Source organism: Lientehia hominis (assembly GCF_021044755.1).
In the GTDB taxonomy this organism is placed as follows: Bacteria; Bacillota; Clostridia; order Lachnospirales; family Lachnospiraceae; genus Lientehia; species Lientehia hominis.
In genome coordinates this window covers 1-21,393 of record NZ_JAJNOR010000011.1, presented here as the reverse complement: position 1 = coordinate 21,393, position 21,393 = coordinate 1, and the positions used below count along the sequence as shown (strand labels likewise).

Annotated in this window: 20 protein-coding genes and 1 pseudogene; 5 read left to right on the top strand and 16 right to left on the bottom strand. The window is 48.4% G+C overall.

Annotation, left to right across the window (positions count from 1 at the left end; translation table 11 throughout):
• Positions 1–19: 19 nt before the first annotated feature.
• The gene (locus tag LQE92_RS13760; RefSeq protein WP_231063516.1) at positions 20–1,201 is read right to left on the bottom strand and encodes an ABC transporter substrate-binding protein; all 1,182 of its coding nucleotides are present in this window, start codon (positions 1,199–1,201) and stop codon (positions 20–22) included.
• Positions 1,202–1,512: 311 nt separating this feature from the next.
• Here LQE92_RS13760 and LQE92_RS13755 point away from each other — a divergent pair, with 311 nt between their 5' ends.
• From LQE92_RS13755 to LQE92_RS13745, 3 genes are all read left to right on the top strand, one after another.
• On the top strand, positions 1,513–2,268 hold the full coding sequence (locus LQE92_RS13755; protein ID WP_231063515.1) for an IclR family transcriptional regulator: 756 nt from the start codon (positions 1,513–1,515) through the stop codon (positions 2,266–2,268).
• A gap of 139 nt (positions 2,269–2,407) precedes the next feature.
• Positions 2,408–2,548 (top strand): hypothetical protein, encoded by a 141-nt coding sequence (locus LQE92_RS13750; protein WP_231063514.1) that lies wholly within the window; start codon positions 2,408–2,410, stop codon positions 2,546–2,548.
• Positions 2,549–2,566: 18 nt separating this feature from the next.
• Entirely contained in the window at positions 2,567–2,962 is a 396-nt protein-coding gene (locus LQE92_RS13745) for a hypothetical protein (protein WP_231063513.1), read from the top strand.
• Between the two features lie 75 nt (positions 2,963–3,037).
• Here LQE92_RS13745 and LQE92_RS13740 read toward each other — a convergent pair whose 3' ends face one another.
• Positions 3,038–3,943, bottom strand: coding sequence for a dihydrodipicolinate synthase family protein (locus LQE92_RS13740; RefSeq protein WP_231063512.1), 906 nt, complete (start codon positions 3,941–3,943; stop codon positions 3,038–3,040).
• 120 nt (positions 3,944–4,063) lie between these two features.
• Positions 4,064–5,410, bottom strand: a complete 1,347-nt coding sequence (locus tag LQE92_RS13735; RefSeq protein WP_231063511.1) for a C40 family peptidase — start codon at positions 5,408–5,410, stop codon at positions 4,064–4,066.
• Between the two features lie 410 nt (positions 5,411–5,820).
• On the opposite strand from LQE92_RS13735, the pseudogene LQE92_RS13730 reads away from it, so the two are divergent.
• Positions 5,821–6,099 (top strand): annotated as a pseudogene (locus LQE92_RS13730) (pyridoxamine 5'-phosphate oxidase family protein); the annotation flags it as partial.
• A gap of 228 nt (positions 6,100–6,327) precedes the next feature.
• On the opposite strand, the gene LQE92_RS13725 reads toward LQE92_RS13730, so the two are convergent.
• The 13 genes from LQE92_RS13725 to LQE92_RS13665 all read right to left on the bottom strand — a co-directional run bounded on the left by LQE92_RS13725 (position 6,328) and on the right by LQE92_RS13665 (position 20,127).
• The gene (locus LQE92_RS13725) at positions 6,328–7,737 is read right to left on the bottom strand and encodes a Na+/H+ antiporter NhaC family protein (RefSeq protein WP_231063510.1); all 1,410 of its coding nucleotides are present in this window, start codon (positions 7,735–7,737) and stop codon (positions 6,328–6,330) included.
• 160 nt (positions 7,738–7,897) lie between these two features.
• On the bottom strand, positions 7,898–9,082 hold the full coding sequence (locus tag LQE92_RS13720) for an alanine dehydrogenase (RefSeq protein WP_231063509.1): 1,185 nt from the start codon (positions 9,080–9,082) through the stop codon (positions 7,898–7,900).
• A gap of 124 nt (positions 9,083–9,206) precedes the next feature.
• Complete coding sequence (locus LQE92_RS13715; RefSeq protein WP_231063508.1) at positions 9,207–10,532, bottom strand: sodium-dependent transporter; 1,326 nt, start codon at positions 10,530–10,532, stop codon at positions 9,207–9,209.
• A gap of 131 nt (positions 10,533–10,663) precedes the next feature.
• Positions 10,664–11,089, bottom strand: a complete 426-nt coding sequence (locus tag LQE92_RS13710; RefSeq protein WP_231063507.1) for a PPC domain-containing DNA-binding protein — start codon at positions 11,087–11,089, stop codon at positions 10,664–10,666.
• 1 nt (position 11,090) lies between these two features.
• A complete protein-coding gene (locus tag LQE92_RS13705; protein ID WP_231063506.1) occupies positions 11,091–11,879 on the bottom strand; it encodes an SDR family NAD(P)-dependent oxidoreductase in 789 nt (262 codons plus the stop codon).
• A 48-nt stretch (positions 11,880–11,927) separates the two neighbouring features.
• Positions 11,928–12,800: an L-ribulose-5-phosphate 3-epimerase gene (locus tag LQE92_RS13700; RefSeq protein ID WP_231063505.1), complete on the bottom strand. Its 873-nt coding sequence runs from the start codon at positions 12,798–12,800 to the stop codon at positions 11,928–11,930.
• On the bottom strand, positions 12,793–14,325 hold the full coding sequence (locus LQE92_RS13695; protein WP_231063504.1) for an FGGY-family carbohydrate kinase: 1,533 nt from the start codon (positions 14,323–14,325) through the stop codon (positions 12,793–12,795). Before LQE92_RS13695 ends, LQE92_RS13700 begins: the two co-directional genes overlap by 8 nt.
• A 92-nt stretch (positions 14,326–14,417) precedes the next feature.
• A complete protein-coding gene (locus tag LQE92_RS13690; protein WP_231063503.1) occupies positions 14,418–15,383 on the bottom strand; it encodes a phosphoglycerate dehydrogenase in 966 nt (321 codons plus the stop codon).
• Positions 15,384–15,388: 5 nt separating this feature from the next.
• Positions 15,389–16,108, bottom strand: coding sequence for an ABC transporter ATP-binding protein (locus LQE92_RS13685; RefSeq protein ID WP_231063502.1), 720 nt, complete (start codon positions 16,106–16,108; stop codon positions 15,389–15,391).
• Positions 16,108–16,863 carry an ABC transporter ATP-binding protein gene (locus LQE92_RS13680; protein WP_231063501.1) on the bottom strand — a complete coding sequence of 252 codons (756 nt, stop codon included), beginning with the start codon at positions 16,861–16,863 and terminating at the stop codon, positions 16,108–16,110. Before LQE92_RS13680 ends, LQE92_RS13685 begins: the two co-directional genes overlap by 1 nt.
• A gap of 1 nt (position 16,864) precedes the next feature.
• Positions 16,865–17,854 (bottom strand): branched-chain amino acid ABC transporter permease, encoded by a 990-nt coding sequence (locus LQE92_RS13675; protein ID WP_231063500.1) that lies wholly within the window; start codon positions 17,852–17,854, stop codon positions 16,865–16,867.
• Positions 17,855–17,880: 26 nt separating this feature from the next.
• The gene (locus LQE92_RS13670) at positions 17,881–18,762 is read right to left on the bottom strand and encodes a branched-chain amino acid ABC transporter permease (protein ID WP_231063499.1); all 882 of its coding nucleotides are present in this window, start codon (positions 18,760–18,762) and stop codon (positions 17,881–17,883) included.
• 75 nt (positions 18,763–18,837) lie between these two features.
• On the bottom strand, positions 18,838–20,127 hold the full coding sequence (locus LQE92_RS13665) for an ABC transporter substrate-binding protein (RefSeq protein WP_231063498.1): 1,290 nt from the start codon (positions 20,125–20,127) through the stop codon (positions 18,838–18,840).
• A 229-nt stretch (positions 20,128–20,356) separates the two neighbouring features.
• Here LQE92_RS13665 and LQE92_RS13660 point away from each other — a divergent pair, with 229 nt between their 5' ends.
• Entirely contained in the window at positions 20,357–21,115 is a 759-nt protein-coding gene (locus LQE92_RS13660; protein WP_231063497.1) for an SDR family oxidoreductase, read from the top strand.
• The last annotated feature ends 278 nt before the right edge of the window (positions 21,116–21,393 follow it).

Genomic DNA, 21,393 nt, shown 5'->3' with positions numbered 1-21,393 from the left:
ATTACCGCCAGCCTCCGCATCAGTCGGGATTAATGGTAGATACGTAATGGGAAACACCGTCGGCGTCATACTGCATAACAACACCGCCTTTGATGGGGTTCCTGTCCTCAGCCATCGTCATACTGCCGGAAGGAAGCTCCAGTCCCTCAATACCCGCCAATGCGTCACGAACACCCTCACGAGAGAGCTCTTCAGCGTTCTGCAATGCATAGATAACCATCTGGGTAGCCTCGTAAGCCAGCTCTGCATTGGAATTTGGAGTTTCGTCTTTGAATTTTTCTGTATACTTTTCTACAAAAGTCTTTGCTGCATCTGAAGTAGATTCTGCGGAAAAAGCTGATACATATGCAACCCCTTCAATTGCCGCGCCTGCAACCTCACCAACCTCAGGAGTATCTGCAGAATCACCGCACACGATAGGACAATTAATGCCCGCTGTTCGTGCCTGCTGGATCTGGAGGCCGAGCTCACCCAAAAGGTTCGGGAAGAAACAGCACTCTGCACCGGAAGCCGCAAGCTTTGTGAGCTGTACATTGTAATCCTTGACATCAGAACCGGAATACTCTTCCTGTGCTACGACCGTACCGCCAAGAGCCTCATAGGACTCGATGAAAGCATCCGTTAATCCGGTCGGATAAGCATCTGCGTTGTTGAGCATGATACAGGCTGTCTTATATCCGGAATCCCAGACATACTGGGCTGCCATTTTACCTTGAAAAGGATCGATAAAGCACGCGCGGAAAATATAATCACCGACCTCAGTAACCGCGGTATTAGTCGCAAAAGTGGTGACGACCGGGCAGCCTGCTTTCTGAGCGATAGGACCTCCGGCCAGAGCACATTTGGACATATCCGGCCCAACAATGGCAATAACCTTTTCTTCTTCGATCAGCTTCTGAAATACATTTGTTGTCTTTTCTTCGGAAGCTTCGTTGTCCATGTAAATAAATTCAATATTGTATTCCTTTCCGCCAATCTCAATCTTGCCCCCTAGTTCATCCTCGACTACCTCCACACCGTGAGTAATGTACTTACCGGCAAGAGCAGAGTTCCCGGAAATCGGGCAGACAACACCAATCTTAATGGTATCCCCGATCACACCGACGCTTGTTTCTTTCTTGCCCCCACAGGCCGTCACACCAAGGGCCATTGCAAGAACCATAAATAATGCCAGAAACCGTTTACAGATGCTTTTTCTCATACAAATTCCTCCTTTTTTCCATTTTCTCAAAAGACGCCTTTATGTTCCATATTATGAAACGGCATTCCTTTTTTATGCCTTTAGTATAAGCCTTGTTTATTGAAAATGTCAATATCTTTTACATTGTCGACATAGTTTTGTGTATTAAGCACAATTTTCCCTGATGTTTTTGTTAATTCTTTATTTTATCAAGATTTAGACAGGCTTTTCAAGAATCTTTGCGGGCTAACCTGTTGAATTTTTACTGGTTTTGTACTATAATTTTATTGATTTTGCTTTTTTTATAAAATGAAAATGGAGTTGATAAACAGATGAGCGTACAGGTTTTAAACCGCGCCCTGGACTTAATAGAACTGCTGGCAACCTCAGAAAACGGCCTCAGCATCGCAGAACTATCTATGTCCACCGGGCTTCCCAAAAGCACGATTCACCGGATCCTTTCTTCTTATACCGAACGTCACTATGTGGAAAAAGATGAAGAAACCAGTATCTATTCTCTTGGCTACAAATTCGTAGAAATTGCAAGTGTTTATCTGAACAAGATTGTTCTGAAAACCGAGGCAATGCCGATCATGCACGAACTGGCTTCCACCTTTGAGGCCACTTCTTACCTGGGGGTTTTGGAAAGCAACGAAGTCATGTACCTGGAAAAAGTCGAACAGTTCAATAACCTGCGCCTCTATACCCAAATCGGAAAAAGGGAACCTCTTCATTGTACCGGCCTCGGCAAGGTATTAATGGCTTTTCTTCCCGATGAGCAGTTCGAGCATATCGCGAAGCAGCTTGAATATACTCCTCTCACTCCCAATACCATTACCAATTATGACGACTACAAAAAGGCGGTGCAGATAGTTCGAAAAAACGGATATGCCATTGACCACGGGGAACATGTAATCACTACCGACTGCCTTGCCGTTCCCATATACGATTATACGGGGACAGTTATGGCTGCCATGAGCATCTCCGGAAGGAACCTTTTTGAATCCCATCCGGTGCAGCAGCTCTTAGGACCGATGCTGGACGCTTCTTCCCAGCTTTCCCAAAGAATGGGCTACACAAAACAATAACAGCCGTCTGCACGGCTGCGGAGTTCGGGAGGTGACTGGCCATGCCTTTGTTCTCATGGCGCCAATCCACTATCGGCATTATCTGTTTCAGAAGGATATGTTTCGTGAACTTTCCATTCAGTTTACGAGAGTTGATCGAATGAAAGATTTTAAGATCGCGGACTGGGATTTTGTCCGCACCGTCGTCGGAACAGCCATCTGTCTGGCCGGCAGTGCCTCTGAATATGCTGCCGGAATCAGGTTATCTGTTGACAGGTGGCTGACTTGGAAGATAAAATAGAAAAAAAGGAGGTACCTTATGTCTACTGCATTTTTGGATTCCTTTCAGCTGGTCATTGCCGTTTACTTGTTTTACATTGCCTTTAAAGGCAAAGGACAGATGTACCGCTTCGGCAACCTTAGCGAAGAACAGCAGGCAAGGGTACACAAGCCACTGCGTATTCTTTATACCGTGGGTGGGTTCATCGCCCTTTCTGAATTCGGCATCTGTGCCCTTCAAAGTCAAATGTTTACACGGAGTGCCGGCGAGGGCGGCTCCGTCACTATTATCCAGAACTTCACAGTCAAGGGGCTTGAGTTTATCAGCTATCCGTTTTTGTCCGCTCTGAGCACTATACTGAGTCTGCTTGTTTTCGGGCTCCTTATCGGCGTCGTGATTTGTCTGATAAGAATGGGGCGCCGCAACGCTTCTTAATAAGTTTATGCTATATCAATAAAACGCCGAAGCAGGGATGGCAGATTTTAATCCCGCTTCGGCGTCATTCTTTCTTTACATCAGAACCTTTGTAAATTCTTTCTCATCCAGCAGTCTGTTCATGTTCTCCGCCTCTTCAGTATCTAAGGGCTGGAGAGGCGCTCTCATGAAATCATACTCCAGGACACCCCGATGTTTCAGCACCGCCTTAAATCTGGCTTTATCAAAATTGCGGCACATAATATTATTCAGCATGTTAGTTCTGGACTGAAGGGACATCGCCTTCTTAGCGTCCCCTTCCTTAACGGCATTCCAAATCGCCACATAATGTTCCGGAATCGCCTGTGCGTTTCCGGACACAATTCCATCGGCTCCCGCCAGGGCAGTCATGGCAAACATATTGTCACAGCCGCTGAATACAGAAAAATCACCACCGCGGATTTCCATGAATTTCTGGAGGCGGATCATATCGTTAAAACTGTATTTAAGGCCGACCACATTGGGACACGCTTCTGCAACGCGGACAGCCAGCTCGGGAGTAATGTCATTTACAGAGCACTGAGGAATCCCATACATATAAACGGAACAATCTGCGGGAACACTGTCGGCAATGGTCTTATAATAAATAAACAGCTCATCGTCACTGAGGCCAAAATAGGAAGGTGTCACAATCGCAATTCCATCGGCTCCCACAGAAACAGCATGAGCCGCCAGTTCCAGCGTATCCCGCAGGTTCATCGCTCCTGCCTGAATAAATACAGGAACCCGGCCCGCCGCTTGTTTTACAACAGTTTCAGCGAGGATTTTTCTCTCCTCTACATTCATAAGAAGCATCTCGCCAGTGCTTCCGGCTGGATACAGACAGTGGACTCCCTTATCAATCAAAAAATCCGTCAGTCTTTTTAATCCCTCAACATCCACCTCATCCTCGGGAGTAAAAGGTGTTACAATAGGAACTACTACACCGTATAACTTTTTCATTTTTTTCTCCTTTATACTATGTTATTTATCTCTCCGGAGCTAAAGGCACAGCCTACAGATGCGTATCTCTGCATAGATAAAAAGCGGTACAGCTTTTCACTGTACCGCTCAAACTATCACTTACAGAACTGAAACTGCACAATACACTCTGCCGGTGTTCAGACCGGAGATTCCAATACCATGCTGCTCATCGATCGCGTGGATAATCTGGCCTCCACCGATATACATAGCCACATGATAAATGCTTCCGCCGTTTGCATAGAAAATCAAATCTCCAGGCTGCAGATCACCAACGGAAATCTGTCTTCCTGCGCCGGCCTGAGAACGAGATGTTCTGGGAAGGCTGATACCGAAATGAGAATATACGCCTCTGGTGAAACCGGAGCAATCCGTACCGCCTGTCAGGCTGTTTCCGCCATACACATAAGGACCGCCGACAAACTGCTTCGCGTATGCGACGATTGCACTTCTGGTAGCGTTGGAAACCGCCTCTGTAGGAGCCTCTGCCGCAGGAGCTTTTGTCTCCTTCTTAGTCGTCTCTTCTTCAGTCTTCTTCTCTGCTTCCGTCGCTTTCTGGGTATCCTTCTTCTCAGTCTCCCTTTCCGTCTGCGCTTCGGTCTCTGCTTTCTTAAGCTCTTCCTCCGCTTTTCTGGCTTCTTCAGCAAGTCTGGCTTCTTCTTCCAGCTTTGCTTTTTCTTCTTCCAGGGAAATTGCTTTATCAAACTTTACATATGTATTTACATACTGTTTTGCAACATAACCGGTGATATAATTTCCATCATCATCCTGTCCAAGGGAAAGCTTTACAAAATCCTCTTCCTGATCAACAACGGTATATGTATCGCCCTGCCACAAGGTATCAATCACTTCACTGTCGGTATTCGCTTCCGAACGGAGCCTCAGGCCGCCTTCGGACACTTCGCAGAAGCTCTTGCCAATCTTCATGGCTACCTGCTCTGCCTCATCTCCGGTCACGAAATAATCTGCTTTTATGTATCCTTCTACACTGCCGGACTGGATTTTATACCAGGTACCGTCCTCCCGTTCTACCGTCTCTTCAATGGTAGCGGCACAGTTATTATAAATCTTTCCAACAATCTCCGCGTCTGTGTTGGCGTCGGTCCTGATATTCACATATCCTTCATCCGTACCCACCTGAGATACGGCGATATTCGCATAAGGAGAAACCTCCTCCGGCTGGGCTTCCGTCTCAGGAGCCCCAGTCTCAGCCGCCGCCGTCTGCGGAACCGTCGGGGCGGATGCCGCTTCGACAGGATTCTTCAGATAATCCTTAAGCTCCACCTCCGGATTTGCCGTTCCGGCGTAAAAATTATTCATTGCTACGGAAATACCTGCCACTGCAGAATCAATTTCTACTTTATTCGCCGCATTTATGGAAGATGTCCCCGCTATCAACACGGATGCGCACATACAGCCGATTGTGACCACAATCCTGTTTTTTCTCATATACTTAACCTCCAGTGTTTTTCAACTGTCCCTTTTGTTACAAATTTGTTACAACTGTAATCATTATAGCTTTCATGCTTGTCCATGTCAACCATATTCCAGAAAAGTTATTACCAAATCTATCCTGACCGTCGGCATTTTCAGCACGTTTGTAACATATTCGTTACATTTTTGTGAAGTTTACAATACACCTCATATGTCATAGATTATACCAATTTTTATAAACCATGTCAATAATTTTGTAATAATTTCTCAGCATATGACATATTTCCCCTTGGAATTTTCTATTATGACATTTTTCGGTATAACAAATTCAAAAAAGAACTTCCTGTTACATTCGTTACATAAATTTAAAGGATTCTTTGAATTTCGGCCATAGGAATAGTCAAACCGTTTTATGTGTGATAAAATCCACCAATACTTCTTCCATGCGTACTGTACAGTTCCGTAAAAACCCAAAAGCGTGTATTTACTTCTGTGACAAACGGTTTTTCAGAGGAATCATGCTCATCGGGAATATGGAAGTCCTGGAAGACAACAGGAGCAAGGAAATGATATGGAGAGAAGGAGATACGATGTACTATCCAAAGGGAGTTACGGATCCGGATTATTGTGTGCTCCGGTTCACCGCTTTCAAAGGACGCTACTACAGCCACTTCAAATCAGAGACTTTCTTCATTGAGACATAACATTTTAAGTCTATTCTTCCCTAACCTCGATCCATATTTCAACAAGTCCGTCTTCTCCATAATGCTCTATATCGGGCGCACCGGATTTGGAAAGCCAAGTTGCAGCTAGATCGGAATCAACTAAAAATGATCAGAAAATATTTTACGTCAAAAAAGAAAAAGACATCTCCGCACGGAATGTCTTTTTCTCTAGTTCTGCAATCTCCCTCAGATAATGCTTTTCTATTCTTATGCGGCCACAAACCCTACGATCAAATAAGCAATCACAGCCAGGGTTCCGCAGATGAGGGAATAAGGCAGCTGTGTCTTCACATGATCCAGATGATCGGACGCTGAGCCCATGGAAGAAAGGATTGTCGTATCGGAAAGAGGGGAACAGTGATCCCCAAACACTCCTCCGCCTGCCACGGCTGCGAATACCGCCGCTACAATGGTATTCAGTTCTCCTCCGGTGATGCTGAAAGCCAGAGGAAGCGCAATCGGCATGCAGATCGCAAACGTTCCCCAGGAAGAGCCGGTGGCAAACGCCATTACGGATGCTACGATAAAAATGATCGCCGGCAGAAGATGAGGCGTCATAAAACCTTCACACAGGGAAATGATATAATTTGCCGTTCCCATCTGTTTGCTCAGGGAATTCACCGAATAGGCCAGCGCAAGGAGGACGATGGCGGGAAGCGCGCCTTTAATGCCGTTCATAAAAGTATCCATGACCTCTTTAAATGGAATCCCCTGTATCATCATACTGACAGTCATAAAGATGACCACAAACAAAAACGCTTCCATGGTCTTCGCCGATTTGAACGCAATATAAGTCCCCAAAGCCATGGTGATGATCATCAAGACCGGCAGCAGGAAGTTTAAAAACACCCTGGGTTTAAATCCGGGATACGGCTCCATTTCAGTCAGCTCCTTGCCGATCAGCGGCGTCGCGCCGTCCGCGATGACCTTGCCCTCTTCCAGGGCGCGCTTCTCGGCTTTCTTCATAGGGCCGAAGTCTTTAATAATCCCCGAACCGATCAGTCCCACAAATACAACGGCGATCAACGCGTAGAAATTGAAAGGAATCGCTTTCAGGAACAGCGCCGCGCCGTCCGCATCCGTGGCAATACAGCCAACGCCTACTGCCAGGCCACTTAAATAAGCAGCCCAGCCGGTGATGGGCACCAGCACACTGACCGGTGCGGATGTAGAATCCGCTATGTACGCCAGTTTTTCCCTGGAAACCCGGGCTTTGTCTGTGATACTCCTCATGGTGCAGCCGACAAACAGCGGACTGAAGGAATCGCTGAAGTATACGAACATACCCAGAACCCACGCCATCAATTGAGCACCGCGCCGGCTCAGATGCTTGTCGTGCACCCACTGAGAAAAGCCTTGTATGGCGCCGGTCTTTTGAAAATAGGCTACCAGGATACCGATGAAGGTATTCAGCAGCATCACCCAGGAAAAACTTGTGGTGCCGAGACTTTCTTTAAGAAGCGTGGGGAAGCCTAAAAGCCCCTGTCCGGCCAACAGCGTACCGGTGATGCACGCAATGGCAAGGGATACAATGGTATTCCGCGTCACAAAGGACAGTACGATTGCAAGAATGGCCGGGATTATGGATATAAATCCCATGTTGATGATCTCTTCCATCTCTCTCCTCTTTCTCGGAAAACCGGCGGTCCGGTTCTCCCGTTTTTTTATATTTCTTATCAGCAATACAGAAAGAAAGAGGGAATCCCCTTCCGGCTAAAGCAAGTGCCGCACGGAAAGGGATCTCCTCCTGAATATGAAACAAAAACAAACTCTGCTGCTACTTCAATCTGATGTCCTCAAGCGGAATAAAGTTTTCTGAACGAGTCACTGTCGCAGGCAGCGCTGCATCCAATTTCTTATCCGCGATCCCGAGAATATCCTCAGGGCGGACCCAGGGGCGGTTCTGAAGGGCGCTGGTTTCTTCATGGGTCAGATAGCCTTTATAGGCTGTGAGACTCCGTCTTAAAAACCCGTCCTTCACACAGGCGGCCGCTACACCCTGGTTCAAAATACCTCTGAAATGGGGCAGCACGGAAGCCGCATATGCGACCGAAGTGGAATTTGCGATCGCCCCGGGAATGTTGCTCACGCAGTAATGCACTACCCCTTCTTCTATATATCTAGGATTTTCGTGAGTCGTCTCATGGAACGACTCAATGGCTCCTTGGTCATCGTTGCTGATGTCCACAATGACAGACCCCTTTTCCATCAGCTTCAGCATGCTTCTGTCAATCAGGTAATCCCTGCATCCTTTAGGCCACTTCACGCAGTTTAACACCATGTCGGTCTCCGGCAGGAGCTTCGCAATGTTCTGCTTTGTGGATATCATGGTATTCACCTGCTCATGGTACTGGCGGCTGATGCTTCTCAGGGTCCCGATATTGATGTCCATAATTGTTACCCAGGCTCCAAGGGCATGCAGCACCGATAGGGCGGCCTGTCCCACGACCCCTCCGCCGAGGATAAGGACTTTCATGCCAGGCGCTCCGCCCAGTCCGCTGACGAACTTCCCTTTTCCTCCGTTGATGGAAAGCATGGACTCCAGCCCCATCAGAGCCCCCTGTTTGCCAGCGGCTTCACAGTTGGGTGAACCATACCGGTGGGAATCCTCCGCGGTGAACGCGATCACCTTTTTGTCCAAAAGAGCCTGTACTTCCCCGGGATGAGCCGCCGGATGAATACATGTAAACACAATCTGATTTTCCCGAAGCAGTTCATACTCACAGGGTTCAAATTCTTTTACCTTCGCCAGCAGATCGCTTCTCGCGTACATCTCCTCCGCCGTATCTACGATCTCCGCTCCGGCCTCCGCGTATGCCGCGTCCTCAAAGCCGGCTTTCTCACCCGCGCCTTTCTGCACCAGCGCAGTATGGCCGTCTGCGACAATCGTCGCGATCTCCGACGGTGTCGCGATCACGCGGTATTCGCCGTTCTTAATGTCCTTCAATACACCAAATACCATTCTTTTATCCTCCACATTAGACCGGCCGTTCCGGCCGCCTGTTCACCGGCGGAAGGGCCTTCCCAAAATACGTATGTATAATTCTACAACACCGGCCCCGGAATGTCAATAAAGCCTCCTGGCCTCAGCCAATCCCTTTGTACAGGAAGCCCAGGATCAGGACAATGACTGCCAGCGGCACATAGATATATTTTGCCAGGAAACCGAAAGCTGCAGGCAAAGGCTTCTTCCTTCCTGTATCCATCTCTTCCTTTATTCTTCTGTAGCCCAGGATATAATAGACGGATACCGCTCCCAATACTGCGCCGAAGGGCACGATCACGATTGTGACAAAATCCATCCAGGAACCCACGTATGCCTCGTTCTCCAAGAACAGGCCCACCGCCAGGGTAATCGCTCCGCAGAGAAGGACCGCGTTCCTCCTTTTCAGAGAAAAGCGGGTCTGCCAGCTCTCCGCAACAGCCTCAAACATATTCATCAGCGATGTGATGCCGGCGAAGGATACTGACAGGAAAAATATCACCGCGAACAGACGTCCCATGGGCATCTGGCGGAAAATATTCGGCAGGGTGATGAACATCAGGGACGGGCCCCGTCCCGGCTCTATCCCAAAAGCGAATACCGCCGGCATGATAGCCAGGGCTGCCAGCAACGCCGCCAGAGTATCGAACACGGCAGTGCGTACAGACGCCTTGGGGATATTTTCTTTCTTGCTCAAATAGGATCCGTAGACGATCATGCCGGAGCCTGTAATGGACAGAGAAAAAAAGGCCTGTCCCATGGCCATGACCCAAGTGTCCGCCTTTGCCAGATATTCCCATTTCGGTACGAATAAAAACTCGTATCCCGCCGCGGAACCATCCAGAAAGGCCACGCGGACCGCCAGCACGGCAAACAGCAGAAAGAACACAGGCATCAGGATCTTATTGGCCTTTTCAATTCCTGACGCCGCGTTCACCAGCAGAATCACTACGGTTATCACAATGACCAGCACATGCCAGGGAACGCTTCCCAGATGGCCCGTCGCCTGTGCAAAATAGGCCGCCGAATCTATGTTTAAGATTGTCCCGCTCAGGGAACCCGCTATGGAACGGAGGACCCAGCCGATAATGATAGAGTAGCCGATGGCAATGCCTAAAGAACCAAGAAGCGGTATCCACCCGAGAACCCTTCCCAGCCTGCCTTTTTTTATTCTCTGCCAGCAATATTCATAAGCCCCCAGAGTCCCTGTCCCGGCTCTCCTGCCTATGGCAAATTCCGCCGACAGCCCCACCAGGCCGAAAAGCACGATGAACAGGAGATAAGGAATCAGAAAGGCGCCTCCGCCGTATTGTCCCAGGCGGTATGGAAACATCCAGATATTTCCCAGGCCTACGGCTGACCCGACACAGGCCAGTACAAAGCCGACAGAGCTGGAAAATCCTCCATTCACATGTTTTTTTTGATTCATAGCTTTACTCCCCCTAATGTAACTTTAATAGGTATGTATCCGACAGCATAAAACGGCCGCAGGATGCCCGAACGGGTGTCCTGCGGCCGTTTCATTATAACATATCCTTCTGTATTATCAAAGGAATTCGGTTATTTCTCAAAATCGTACAGATTCAGACCAATCTCTTCACTGAAGCTCCTGTCCACTTTTCCGTCGATCACATGGATCACGACCTCACAAGTGGCGCTGACGACTGCCTGGTTCAAGTGCCCGCCAAAGACTTTTCCCTCAGCGTCTCCGGCACTCATGTGCAGATGGGCATAAAACTCCCCATCCATTGTATTGATGGTTCCGAGCAGGGATACGATCTCAAAATCTCCGCTGAAATGATTGGAATAATATTTCTTCTCCCCGGTTTTGAACACGCCCACAGTAAAGTCTCCAACAGCTCCCAGCGCGTTCACATCGGCCAGGCGGATTTTTTCCCTTAGGGAGATTACCTTGATCTGCTCCAGGATATCTTCCCCTTTATCCACTCTTGCAATAATGGTATTTTCGAATCTCCTGTAGTCCATCTTACTCTCCTTTGTTCTCCCAGCTGAATTTCGGGTTCTGAACGATGTATTTTCCTCCGGCTATCTCCACATCCACCCCGGTGATATAGCTGCACGCATCAGAAGCCAAGAACACGATAGGCTTTGCCAGATCCTCCGGCACACCCAGTCTCTGAAGCGCCACATTCTGAGTATACAGTCCTCTGTTCTCTTTAATGGATTCCCGGCTGATCTCTGTCTCGATCATTCCCGGGATATATCCTACCACGCGGATACCATAGGGTGCAAAGTTCGCCGCAAAGGTCTTGGTGAAGCTGGATACTCCGGACTTCGCCGCAGCATAAACCGCACCCTCTGAATGAGGAATCTTTGACGCAAAAGAGGACGCGTTGATGATCACACCGCCTCTTCCCTGGCTGATCATGTGCCGCCCGGCGATTCTGGAGCCTTCAAAAACTCCGTCAAGGTCGATTCTCATGATGCTGTCATATTCCTCTTTGGTAAATTCCATCACGGGTCTGTTGATAGCGATACCTGCGTTATTCACCCAGATGTCGATCCCGCCCTGTTTCTCCGCCACGGCATCTGCCATCGCCGCCACGCTCTCTGCATCCGCCACATCTACTTGGTAGATATCAACGTTAAATCCCATTTCCGCGCAGTCTGCCTGCATCGCTTCCAGCTTTTTCAGGGTACGGCCGCAGACCGACACCAGCGCGCCTTCTTTAGCAAATTCAATGGCTGTCGCTTTTCCAATGCCTGTCGCCCCGCCTGTGATGACTACGCTTTTGTTCTTCAGGTTTAAATCCATCTTGTTCCTCCTTTTTTCGCTTGATCGTGAAGCCGGAATCCGGCTGTGTCACTCCGCTATGAGATATCCGCCCTGTCTCATTTTTGAGATGACGAATTTCCGCGCCTCGCCTATCTGCTCTGCCGCTTCTTCCAAGGTCTGACGGTAATTGTTGTCCGCCCACATTTCTACCATAAATCGTCCGGCGTATCCAAGCCCGTACAGTTTTTTGAACAGCTTCTCAAATTGAACCGTTCCGCTCCCAAACGGAACATTTTTGAAAACTCCCGGCTCCGTCTCTTTTACATGAATCGCCACGGTCTCCGTAATCCCCAGCTCCAGCTCACTCTCCGGGTCGCTGCTGAACTGGCTCAGGTTTCCGAGGTCCGGATATATCTTGAAAAACGGCGAAGGAATCTCCCGCAAATAATGGGAAGCCCGCAGGATCGTCCCGACGAACGGCGTATCCATGATCTCCATAGCCAGGATCACTCCTGCTTTGGCCGCCATATCCACAGAACGTTTCATCCCTTCCAGGAAATACGCCTTTGTTTCCTCGTCGGATTTCTCATAGTATACATCATAGGTAGCCAGCTGGATACAGCCGATGCCCAGTCTCTGCGCCAATAAAAGTCCTTTTTCCATCACCTCAAAGGCCCGCTTCCTCGTCTCCGGGTTCTTACTCCCGAAGGGAAATCTGCGATGGGCGCTGAGGCACATACTGGGAAACAGAATCCCTGTTTCATCCATCAGGCTTCTGAGCTCCCGAATCTCTTCTGTCCCCCAGTCAAGGCGGGCCAGCCGCTCATCGGATTCATCCACCGACAGCTCCATGAAATCATAACCGGCCATCTTTGCGGCAGTCATCTTCTCCCGCCAGGAAAAAGCATTGGGAAGAGCTTTTTCATATATGCCTAACGGCGTCTTATTCAGGTCAAACATCGCCTTCTCCTCCCTCCCGCAGGTTCTCCCATACGCCTGACAGGGCATCTATTATCTGACGGTAGGTTTTAAATTTCTTTTCATATATTTCTTTATATTCTGCCCGGGGCATCACCTTTTTGGATACATGCACCAGCTTGGCCGCCGCGTCGGCATATCCGCTGTATACGCCGGCGCCGATTCCCGCCGCCATGGCCGCGCCCATAATACCCTGTTCCTGACATTCCACCGTTTCCACAGGTATCTGCAGAGCATCTGCGAAAATCTGGACCCAGACATCTGAATTCGCGGCCCCTCCGGCCAAACGAATGGCCTCCGGTTTTTCCCGGTTGCGCAGAAGCCGTTTTACATGGGTCAGATGAGAGAACACAATTCCCTCATAAACTGCCCTCAGCATGTGCCGCCTGTCATGAAAATCCGTAAGACCAATGAAGCATCCCTTTGCGAGCGGGTCCTCATTGGAGCCGTTCAGGAAAGGAAGAAAGACCACGTTGCTGTCCTCCGGACCAATGGAGGCCGCCATCTCATTGGTCAGGTCATAAATGCTCCTTCCTTCTTTGGCAAGCTCCTCCTTTTTCTCCGCCATCAGCTGATCAATGAACCACTGCATATTTCCCGCGGATGTGGGACTGCTCTCCTCTATCAGATAATATCCCGGTATACAGAACATGGAATTAAGGGCCACGGTGCCGTTCACCACCGGCTTCTTCGTGATATACTCGTTTATACTCCAGGTCCCAGCGATCATACACATGGGCGTCTCATCATATATGCCGGACGCGATGCCGCAGGCATCCACATCGAACATCCCGGCCATCACCGGTGTCCCGGGAAGCAGTCCTGTCTCTTCTGCCGCCCGTTCCGTGACAGTCCCGCACACATCGGCGGAAAATTTAAGAGGCGGAAGCTTATCATATGCCATGTCCAGGCCAAAATATCCCATCAGTTCCCGGTCATAGGCAGCCGTATCCAGATTTATCAGATTGGCTCCTGAAAAATCGGTATATTCTCCATTCGCGTTTCCCGTCAGGCAGTACCGGATATAATCTTTGACGGAAAATATGTATTTAGTATCCGCAAGCACTTCCGGCTCATGATCCCGCAGCCATGCAAGCAGGCTGACCGGCTGGCACGCCAGAATGTCCTGGTAAGTCTTCTTATATACTTTATCTGCCGTCCCGTCGCTTTTCCACTGTTTTACATACTTCCATGCTCTGGTATCCGTAGACAGAATCCCTTTATAAGAAGGTTTTCCGTCCTGTCCTACCAGATACAGGCCCTTTCCGTGTCCGGAAAACGATACGCCGGCTATATCTTTCGCATCTATACCGCTCTTTTTCACTGCTTCCCTGATCACCTTGGCATTTTGTTTCCAAAGCTCCCCCATATCCCGTTCTGTAAAACCGGGCTTTGGGGTCAGATTGCGGATAGGCTCCCTCGCCACGGCTGCCAGCCGCCCGTTTTCATCGGATAGCCCGGCCTTGACAAATGTCCCTCCATTATCGATCCCCATCAAATATTTCAAACCATTGCCCTCCTGTCCTTTTTTCGCAGTTTTACTGTAAAACGAAAAAACAGGGCGATGTAAATTATACCTTACAGCGCCCTGTCTCATTTTTAAACGTTCAATGCGGTTTTCGGAATACGGCCTTCCAAAGCGTCAATCACGCACTGTGCACAGTCCATGCTGACTGCTTCTTTGGACTCCCATGTTTCGGAGGAAGAATGAGGCTGGAATACCACATTCGGGCACTGAAGAATCGGCATATCTTTTTCAGGCGGTTCCTGCTCATATACGTCAACGCCGGCAGCACCGACCTTGCCAGACTTCACTGCCTCGTAAACAGCATCCAGATTCCATGCGGGACCTCTCGCTGTATTAACGATGACAACGCCGTCTTTCATGATATCCAGCTCCGCTTTATCGATAAAATGATAATTTTCAGGAGTGTTGGGAATGTGGAGCGTGATGCAGTCACACTGTTTAAGCAGCTCTTCCTTGCTGGCAAATGTCACATTCAGCTCTTTCGCCGCCTTCTCATTGGGGAAGGGATCATAAGCCAGGATCTTTACATTGAAGCCCTGAATCGTCCTTGCAAAGCACTGTCCGATCGCACCGAAGCCCATGATGCCCACGGTCTTTCCGTAAAGCTGGCTTCCGGTGAAACGGTCCCATTTATTTTCATGCATTACCTTATCCATGGGAATGATATTCTTCATGGCGGTAAGCATCAGTGTCAGCGCATACTCTGCCACGCTGTTGGAGAGCATAAAGCTTCTCACATTGCAGGCGATCACGCCGTGTTTCTTAGCCGCGTCAAGATCTACTGTATCAAAACCAACGCCGAATCTGGCAACTACTTTAAGCTTCGGAGCAGTCTGGAACACTTCTTCACACCAAGGCTCCATACCTGCGATCACGCCGTCGATATCACCAGATATCTGCATCAGCTCTTCTTTTGTATAAGGATCTTCTCTGTCAAGCTCAATCAGTTCATAGCCTTTGTCCAGGAGCATCTGTCTCGCCTTGGGGCAGTTCTTTTTATAGTTGCTGACACCCACAAGTATCTTTTTCTTATCCACGTCTTTCAACCTCCTAAATATGCTTTCTTGACTTCTTCGTTTACAAGCAGGTCTTTGCAGTAGCCTTCCATGGCGACCTCGCCAACCTGCATTACATAGCCTCTGTTAGCGGTATTTAAAGCAATTTTGGAGTTTTGCTCAACAAAGAGAACCGTAACCCCTTCTTGATTAATCTCCCGAATCGCCTTAAATACTTCTTTCACAATAACCGGTGCAAGTCCAAGAGAAGGCTCATCGAGCAGAATCATCTTCGGCTTGTTGATCAATGCCCGGCCAATGGCCAGCATCTGCTGCTCGCCGCCGGACAGAGTACCCGCCAGCTGTGTACGCCGTTCTTCCAGTCTGGGGAACCGTTTGTAAATCCCCTTTAAATCTTCTTTTATATTCTTGGCATCTTTTCTTAAATATGCGCCCGTCAGCAGATTCTCTTCGACGGTAAGTTTGGAGAACACATGACGGCCCTCCAATACCTGGCATAAGCCTAAGGCTGCAACCTTATGTCCATGATATCCCTGAATCTCTTTCCCCTCAAAAATTATTTTTCCGTGAACGCCTTTGGTTTCTTTCAAACCGGAAATGGCTTGGAGCGTTGTGGTCTTTCCCGCACCGTTGGCTCCGATAATGGTGACCATCTCGCCCTCATTCACCTGCATGTTAATGCCTTTTACCGTATGGATATTCCCATAATAATAATGGAAATCCTGCAATTCTAATAATGGTGCCATTATTCGTCACCTCCTAAGTATGCAGCAATTACATCCGGATGGTTCTGCACCACTTCCGGAACACCTTCTGCAAGAAGGGTACCGTGCTCCAGGCAGTATACATAATCACATACACCCATCACCAGCTTCATATCATGCTCAATCATGAGGATTGTCACATCCAGGTCCAGGATTCTCCGGAGCAGTGCGTCGAATTCTTCCTTTTCCTTGGAGTTCATACCGGCTACCGGCTCATCCAGCAGGATAAGCTTCGGATCACTGGCCAAGCCTCTCACGATTTCCAAAAGCCTCTGCTTGCCGTATGAAAGGCTTCCGGCCTGCTGGTTTGCCATATCCTGAAGACCTACGAATTCCATCCATTTTTCCGTCTCTTCGCGGACAAACTTCTCTTCTTTCCTCTGGTTCGGAAGATGGAGCATATCGCTCCAGAAATTGGATTTCAGTCTGGTGTGCATGCCTACCATGATGTTTTCCTGAACCGTCATCTTCCGGAACAAATTTATGACCTGATAAGTTCTTGCCATACCGATTTCATTGATTTTATGGGGCCGCAGACCCTCAACATTCTTTCCGTCAAATATAACATGGCCTTCTGAAGGCTTATAAACGCCGCTGATGCAGTTAAAGAAGGTTGTTTTCCCTGCGCCGTTAGGGCCTATTAAACCGGTAATCTGTCCCTTTCTTACATGGATGCTCACCTTATTTACAGCCACGAGACCTCCGAAACGGATTGTTACGCCATCTGTCTTTAGCATCTTACTGTACCTCCTTGCCGGCCTGCTTCTTGGCCTTTCTTCTAAGGAAGCCTGCCTTGATGTCCCTGGCCGCTCCGACAATTCCACCCGGCATAGCCACAATAACGACTAACAGCAGAATACCATAAATCAGCATCTGATATTCTTCAAATGTACGAAGGCCTTCCAGAATAATCTCAATTGAGATAGCACCGATTACGGGGCCCGCCAAGGAAGCACTTCCTCCAAAGAGCATCATCGTAACGAAAAGCACCGACTGCTTCTGTAAATACATATCGGGATGCAGATAGCCCACCAATCCTAAATACATACTTCCTGCAAAAGCTACGAAAAATGCGCTGATGGCAAATGCAATGATTTTGTATTTACGAACGTTTACGCCCATACCTTCCGCTGCCTGGGTATTCTCACGGATAGCCACAAAGGCCCTTCCTGTCCTGGACTTTACGATCATCTGCTTCACCAGAAGGAATACAACCACACAGGCAACCCCGAAAAAGTAAAATTTGATATTTGTATCCAGCTTCAAGCCGAAGATGCTCAGCTTGCTGGAGAAAAACCCGTTAAAGTCACCGGTAATCTTGTTCGGTGAATGACAGGCCATCTGATAAACGATTTCCCCAAAGGCGATAGTTGCCAGAGAAAGGAAATGGAATTTCAGTTTGGATGCCGGGAATGCAAGGAGTGCTCCGATTACGGCCGCAATGGCTGCTGCAAGGAACATGGAGATAAAAAGCGGAATCCCCAGATACTTTGACATAAGCCCTGCTCCATAGCCGCCGATCGCATAAAAAGCTGCATGGCCCATGGAAATCTGTCCGCTATAGCCAAAGAGCACATCCAGTCCTGATGCCCCAATTATGTAAATTGTCACAAAGCTGGCAATCAAGCATAAATATGATGACCCGCCCAGTGCGGCTGGAACTAAAAGGGCAATCACAACAGCAATCAGGCACTTTATCAACTTCATTGACTTCAAATTATTCTTCATATTGTCCTCCTGCCTGTCTCGCTGAATTATACATCCTGGATTGCCTGTTCGTTAAAGATACCAGTAGGCTTAACGAAGAGGAATACAATCAGAATGATGTATGCAAACATGTTCTTGAAATCCGATGAAATGTAGCCTGCCACAAAGGTTTCTACAAGGCCCAGAATCAGGCCGCCGACCATGGCGCCGTACATATTTCCGTAACCGCCCATAACCGCGCCTGCAAAACCTTTTGTACCGATTTTAGCGCCCAGGGTTACATATACACCGTACATCGGCCCGATAAAGATACCGGCTACTGCAGCGATTCCTGCAGAAAGCCCCCATGTAATACCAGTGTTCATGGATACGTTGATGCCGCACGATTCAGCCGCCATGGGGTCCATGGCCGCCGCCCTCATGGAAGTCCCGACTCTTGTCTTTGTCATAAAGATATGTAAGAGGACCATACATAACAGGGACGCCCCTACACACAACAGGGACTCCGGCTGCACGCCTACGCCCAGAATACTGATCGAATCCGTCTTAAATACCGTGGGGAAATATTCAACCTTAGAACTCCAGATGGCCTGTGCGCCATTCTGGAAAATATATGAAACTGCTATCGTCGCAAGTACGATATAGATAGCCATAACATTCTTATTCAACAGTTTTCGGATAACACCCTTTTCCAGCAGGAATCCAATGACAAACGCGACTGCCATAGTAAGCAGAACCGATACAATATAGGGAAGCTTTAAGAACCTGTAAAAGGTCAGTCCCAAAAATGCACCGATGGTCAAGATATCGCCCTGTACAAAGGTCATCAAGCCGGAAGCTTTGTAAATCAGGCTGTAGCCCATGGCAATCAGACTGTAGATACTGCCCAGCGCCAGGCCCATGATAACTAACTGTATAAACATTTTCATACGCCGATTACTCTCCTTCCAATCGTTAAAAGCGATGGGGGCCTGACGGCCCCCATCTGTCAAGCATAAAAGAGATTAATATTCTCTCCCGGTATCAGACTTGTATGTGTCATAATCCTCTTCCAGCCATTTTGTATAATCTTTATTCTTACCATCGCCTATGTAGATCCAGTCGTTGGAGGTATGGTAACCTTCACGCGTTCCATCATCATAAGTCAGAGGGCCGCCAAGACCGTCAACTTTAACCTCTGCCATAGCATCTTTCAGAGCATCAGAGTCATTGGATCCTGCAACCTTGCTTGCTTCCCACATAACCATCATGGTATCCCATACACGATAAATAACTTCAGTAGTGGGGATTTCGCCGTATCTGTCTTCATACATCTGAAGAACTTCTTTGATTGCGTCTACATCGCAGTCATCAATGCTGGCGTAGATCAAGTAAGGATAAGAAGCTGCTACATATTTTGCATTCTCGTTACCAGCAATGTTAGCATCTCTCATGGACATGATTTCTTTGCTGTAAAGGATACCTTTGTATCCGCCCTGACGGAGCTGTTTTACGAAAGGTCCGATATGCTCGCCGCTGCAGGTCATGTATACACACTGAGGATCTGCTGCAACAATCTTAGCAACCTGGGCAGAAAAGTCAGTATCTGCTGCCGCATAAGTTTCTCTTGTCAGAACTTCAATGTCTTTTCCCTTGCAGATTTCGATGAAAGCATCTGCTGTGGACAGGGAAGCATCGTCCTGGCCGTTAACTACCGCTACATTCTTGAATCCGGCTTCCACGATCATGTCTGCTGTATTAGTAGCAAGGCTTGCATTGTTTACAGTAGCACGGAATACATAGGGCCAGTCCTCAGCCATCCAGGTGTTGGCAGTACCAAGGCCCATCATGAATACGCCTGCATCGTTGATCTGCTGTCCTGCAGCAAGGATTTCACTGGAGTTTACGGAACCGACGATCGCGTCAACCTTGTCGTCGTTGATCAGCTTTGACACAACCTTAACAGCTTCTTCAGGAGAACCCTGGCTGTCGTAAACCACTTTTTCAATCTTAGCGCCGTTGAAGCCGCCTTTTTCATTGATGTAATCAATTACCATATCCAGCGTGTTGTTGCTCTCATTACCTGCAACAGAGTTAGCGCCGGTCAGCTGTAAGAAGGTACCCAGCTTAAAAGTTTCTCCGGATGCTGCTTCGCTTCCGCCCTCTTCTTTTTTGCCTTCGTCGGTCTTCCCTGCTTCAGTGCCTGCAGCCTTTGTGGTGCTGTCTGCGGGCTTGTCGTCTTTTTTCCCGCAAGCAGCCATGCTAAGTGCCATCACCGCCGCCAGAGAAACTGCAACTAATTTTTTCAGTTTCATTTTTTCATCCTCCTGTTTTACATAATTTTGAAACCCCGTAACGATTGCTACGGTATCATTATAACTTAATCCTCGTACAGACTCATAATATTTGACTACAGAAAACGCCCCCAATTCTTGTGTCGTAAACACAATCTTCTTTAGGGCAAATCAGATACAATAGGGATAAACGTTAATTTTATATATGAAATGAGACATTTCTCTACTGAAAACAAAAGGAGGGTTCTACATGAAGCTTTTTGATTTGACCGGAAAGAAAGCCATCGTTACCGGCGGCTCCAGGGGGCTGGGCATGGGCATGGCAGAGGGCCTTATGGAAGCCGGCGCCCACACAGTGATCATCGGAAAATCAGAAAAAGCCGTCCAAACGGCTGAACAGTTCCGGAAAGCGGGTCTGAACTGTGACGCAGTACAGGCCGATATCCAGGATCCCTCCGACAGAAAGAACGCTTTTGTCCGCTCCATGGAAATCCTCGGGGATCTGGACATCCTGGTAAACGCGGCAGGCATTACTTTCCGCCATCCCAGCGCGGGATATCCACGTGGAAGCTGGGAAGAAATCTTGGAAGTAAATCTCACCGCCCCCTTTGAGCTGTCTCAAATGGCGGCTGAAGTCTTTTTCAAAAAGAACTATGGAAAGATCATCAATGTCTCTTCCATGCTCGCATTCTTCGGAGCTACCGTTGCTCCTGCATACGCCGCTTCCAAAGGAGGCATCACCCAGATGAGCAAATCTCTCTGCAATGAATGGGCTTCCCACGGCATAAATGTTAACTGCGTCGCTCCCGGATTTATGGATACCGATATGAATGACGCTCTCACCGATCCGTCCACACCCAGATACAAAGAAATATCAGGACGCATACCGGCCGGACGCTGGGGAACCCCGGAGGATATGAAGGGAATAGCCGTTTTCCTGGCTTCTCCCGCTTCCGATTATCTCAATGGTACCGTCATCCCCATAGACGGCGGTTATTTAGTACGCTGATAAGAAAACATTTCGTTTTTCTCCTATTATATGAAAAAGAAGAGCCCTCCGGCCGAAGCCGGGGGGCTTTTCTTGGTTGGGAGAGCCTCAAGCAGCAACTCCTATTTTCTGGAGTCGGCGTATGCCTGACGCATATTTGATAAGGCTTTCATGGAGCCATCGATCATATAGGCAGGCTCGCTGCCCACAGATATCATGCTCACACCTTTATCAATCCACATTTTTACGGATTCATAATCATACGCTCCGATGGACACACCGATATGACGGCCCGCCTT

Bases quoted from the DNA above. Each gene is read 5' to 3' on its own strand.
- LQE92_RS13760 (WP_231063516.1), bottom strand. From the start codon at position 1,201: ATGAGAAAAAGCATCTGTAAACGGTTTCTGGCATTATTTATGGTTCTT.
- LQE92_RS13755 (WP_231063515.1), top strand. From the start codon at position 1,513: ATGAGCGTACAGGTTTTAAACCGCGCCCTGGACTTAATAGAACTGCTG.
- LQE92_RS13750 (WP_231063514.1), top strand. From the start codon at position 2,408: ATGAAAGATTTTAAGATCGCGGACTGGGATTTTGTCCGCACCGTCGTC.
- LQE92_RS13745 (WP_231063513.1), top strand. From the start codon at position 2,567: ATGTCTACTGCATTTTTGGATTCCTTTCAGCTGGTCATTGCCGTTTAC.
- LQE92_RS13740 (WP_231063512.1), bottom strand. From the start codon at position 3,943: ATGAAAAAGTTATACGGTGTAGTAGTTCCTATTGTAACACCTTTTACT.
- LQE92_RS13735 (WP_231063511.1), bottom strand. From the start codon at position 5,410: ATGAGAAAAAACAGGATTGTGGTCACAATCGGCTGTATGTGCGCATCC.
- LQE92_RS13725 (WP_231063510.1), bottom strand. From the start codon at position 7,737: ATGGAAGAGATCATCAACATGGGATTTATATCCATAATCCCGGCCATT.
- LQE92_RS13720 (WP_231063509.1), bottom strand. From the start codon at position 9,082: ATGGTATTTGGTGTATTGAAGGACATTAAGAACGGCGAATACCGCGTG.
- LQE92_RS13715 (WP_231063508.1), bottom strand. From the start codon at position 10,532: ATGAATCAAAAAAAACATGTGAATGGAGGATTTTCCAGCTCTGTCGGC.
- LQE92_RS13710 (WP_231063507.1), bottom strand. From the start codon at position 11,089: ATGGACTACAGGAGATTCGAAAATACCATTATTGCAAGAGTGGATAAA.
- LQE92_RS13705 (WP_231063506.1), bottom strand. From the start codon at position 11,879: ATGGATTTAAACCTGAAGAACAAAAGCGTAGTCATCACAGGCGGGGCG.
- LQE92_RS13700 (WP_231063505.1), bottom strand. From the start codon at position 12,800: ATGTTTGACCTGAATAAGACGCCGTTAGGCATATATGAAAAAGCTCTT.
- LQE92_RS13685 (WP_231063502.1), bottom strand. From the start codon at position 16,108: ATGGCACCATTATTAGAATTGCAGGATTTCCATTATTATTATGGGAAT.
- LQE92_RS13680 (WP_231063501.1), bottom strand. From the start codon at position 16,863: ATGCTAAAGACAGATGGCGTAACAATCCGTTTCGGAGGTCTCGTGGCT.
- LQE92_RS13675 (WP_231063500.1), bottom strand. From the start codon at position 17,854: ATGAAGAATAATTTGAAGTCAATGAAGTTGATAAAGTGCCTGATTGCT.
- LQE92_RS13670 (WP_231063499.1), bottom strand. From the start codon at position 18,762: ATGAAAATGTTTATACAGTTAGTTATCATGGGCCTGGCGCTGGGCAGT.
- LQE92_RS13665 (WP_231063498.1), bottom strand. From the start codon at position 20,127: ATGAAACTGAAAAAATTAGTTGCAGTTTCTCTGGCGGCGGTGATGGCA.
- LQE92_RS13660 (WP_231063497.1), top strand. From the start codon at position 20,357: ATGAAGCTTTTTGATTTGACCGGAAAGAAAGCCATCGTTACCGGCGGC.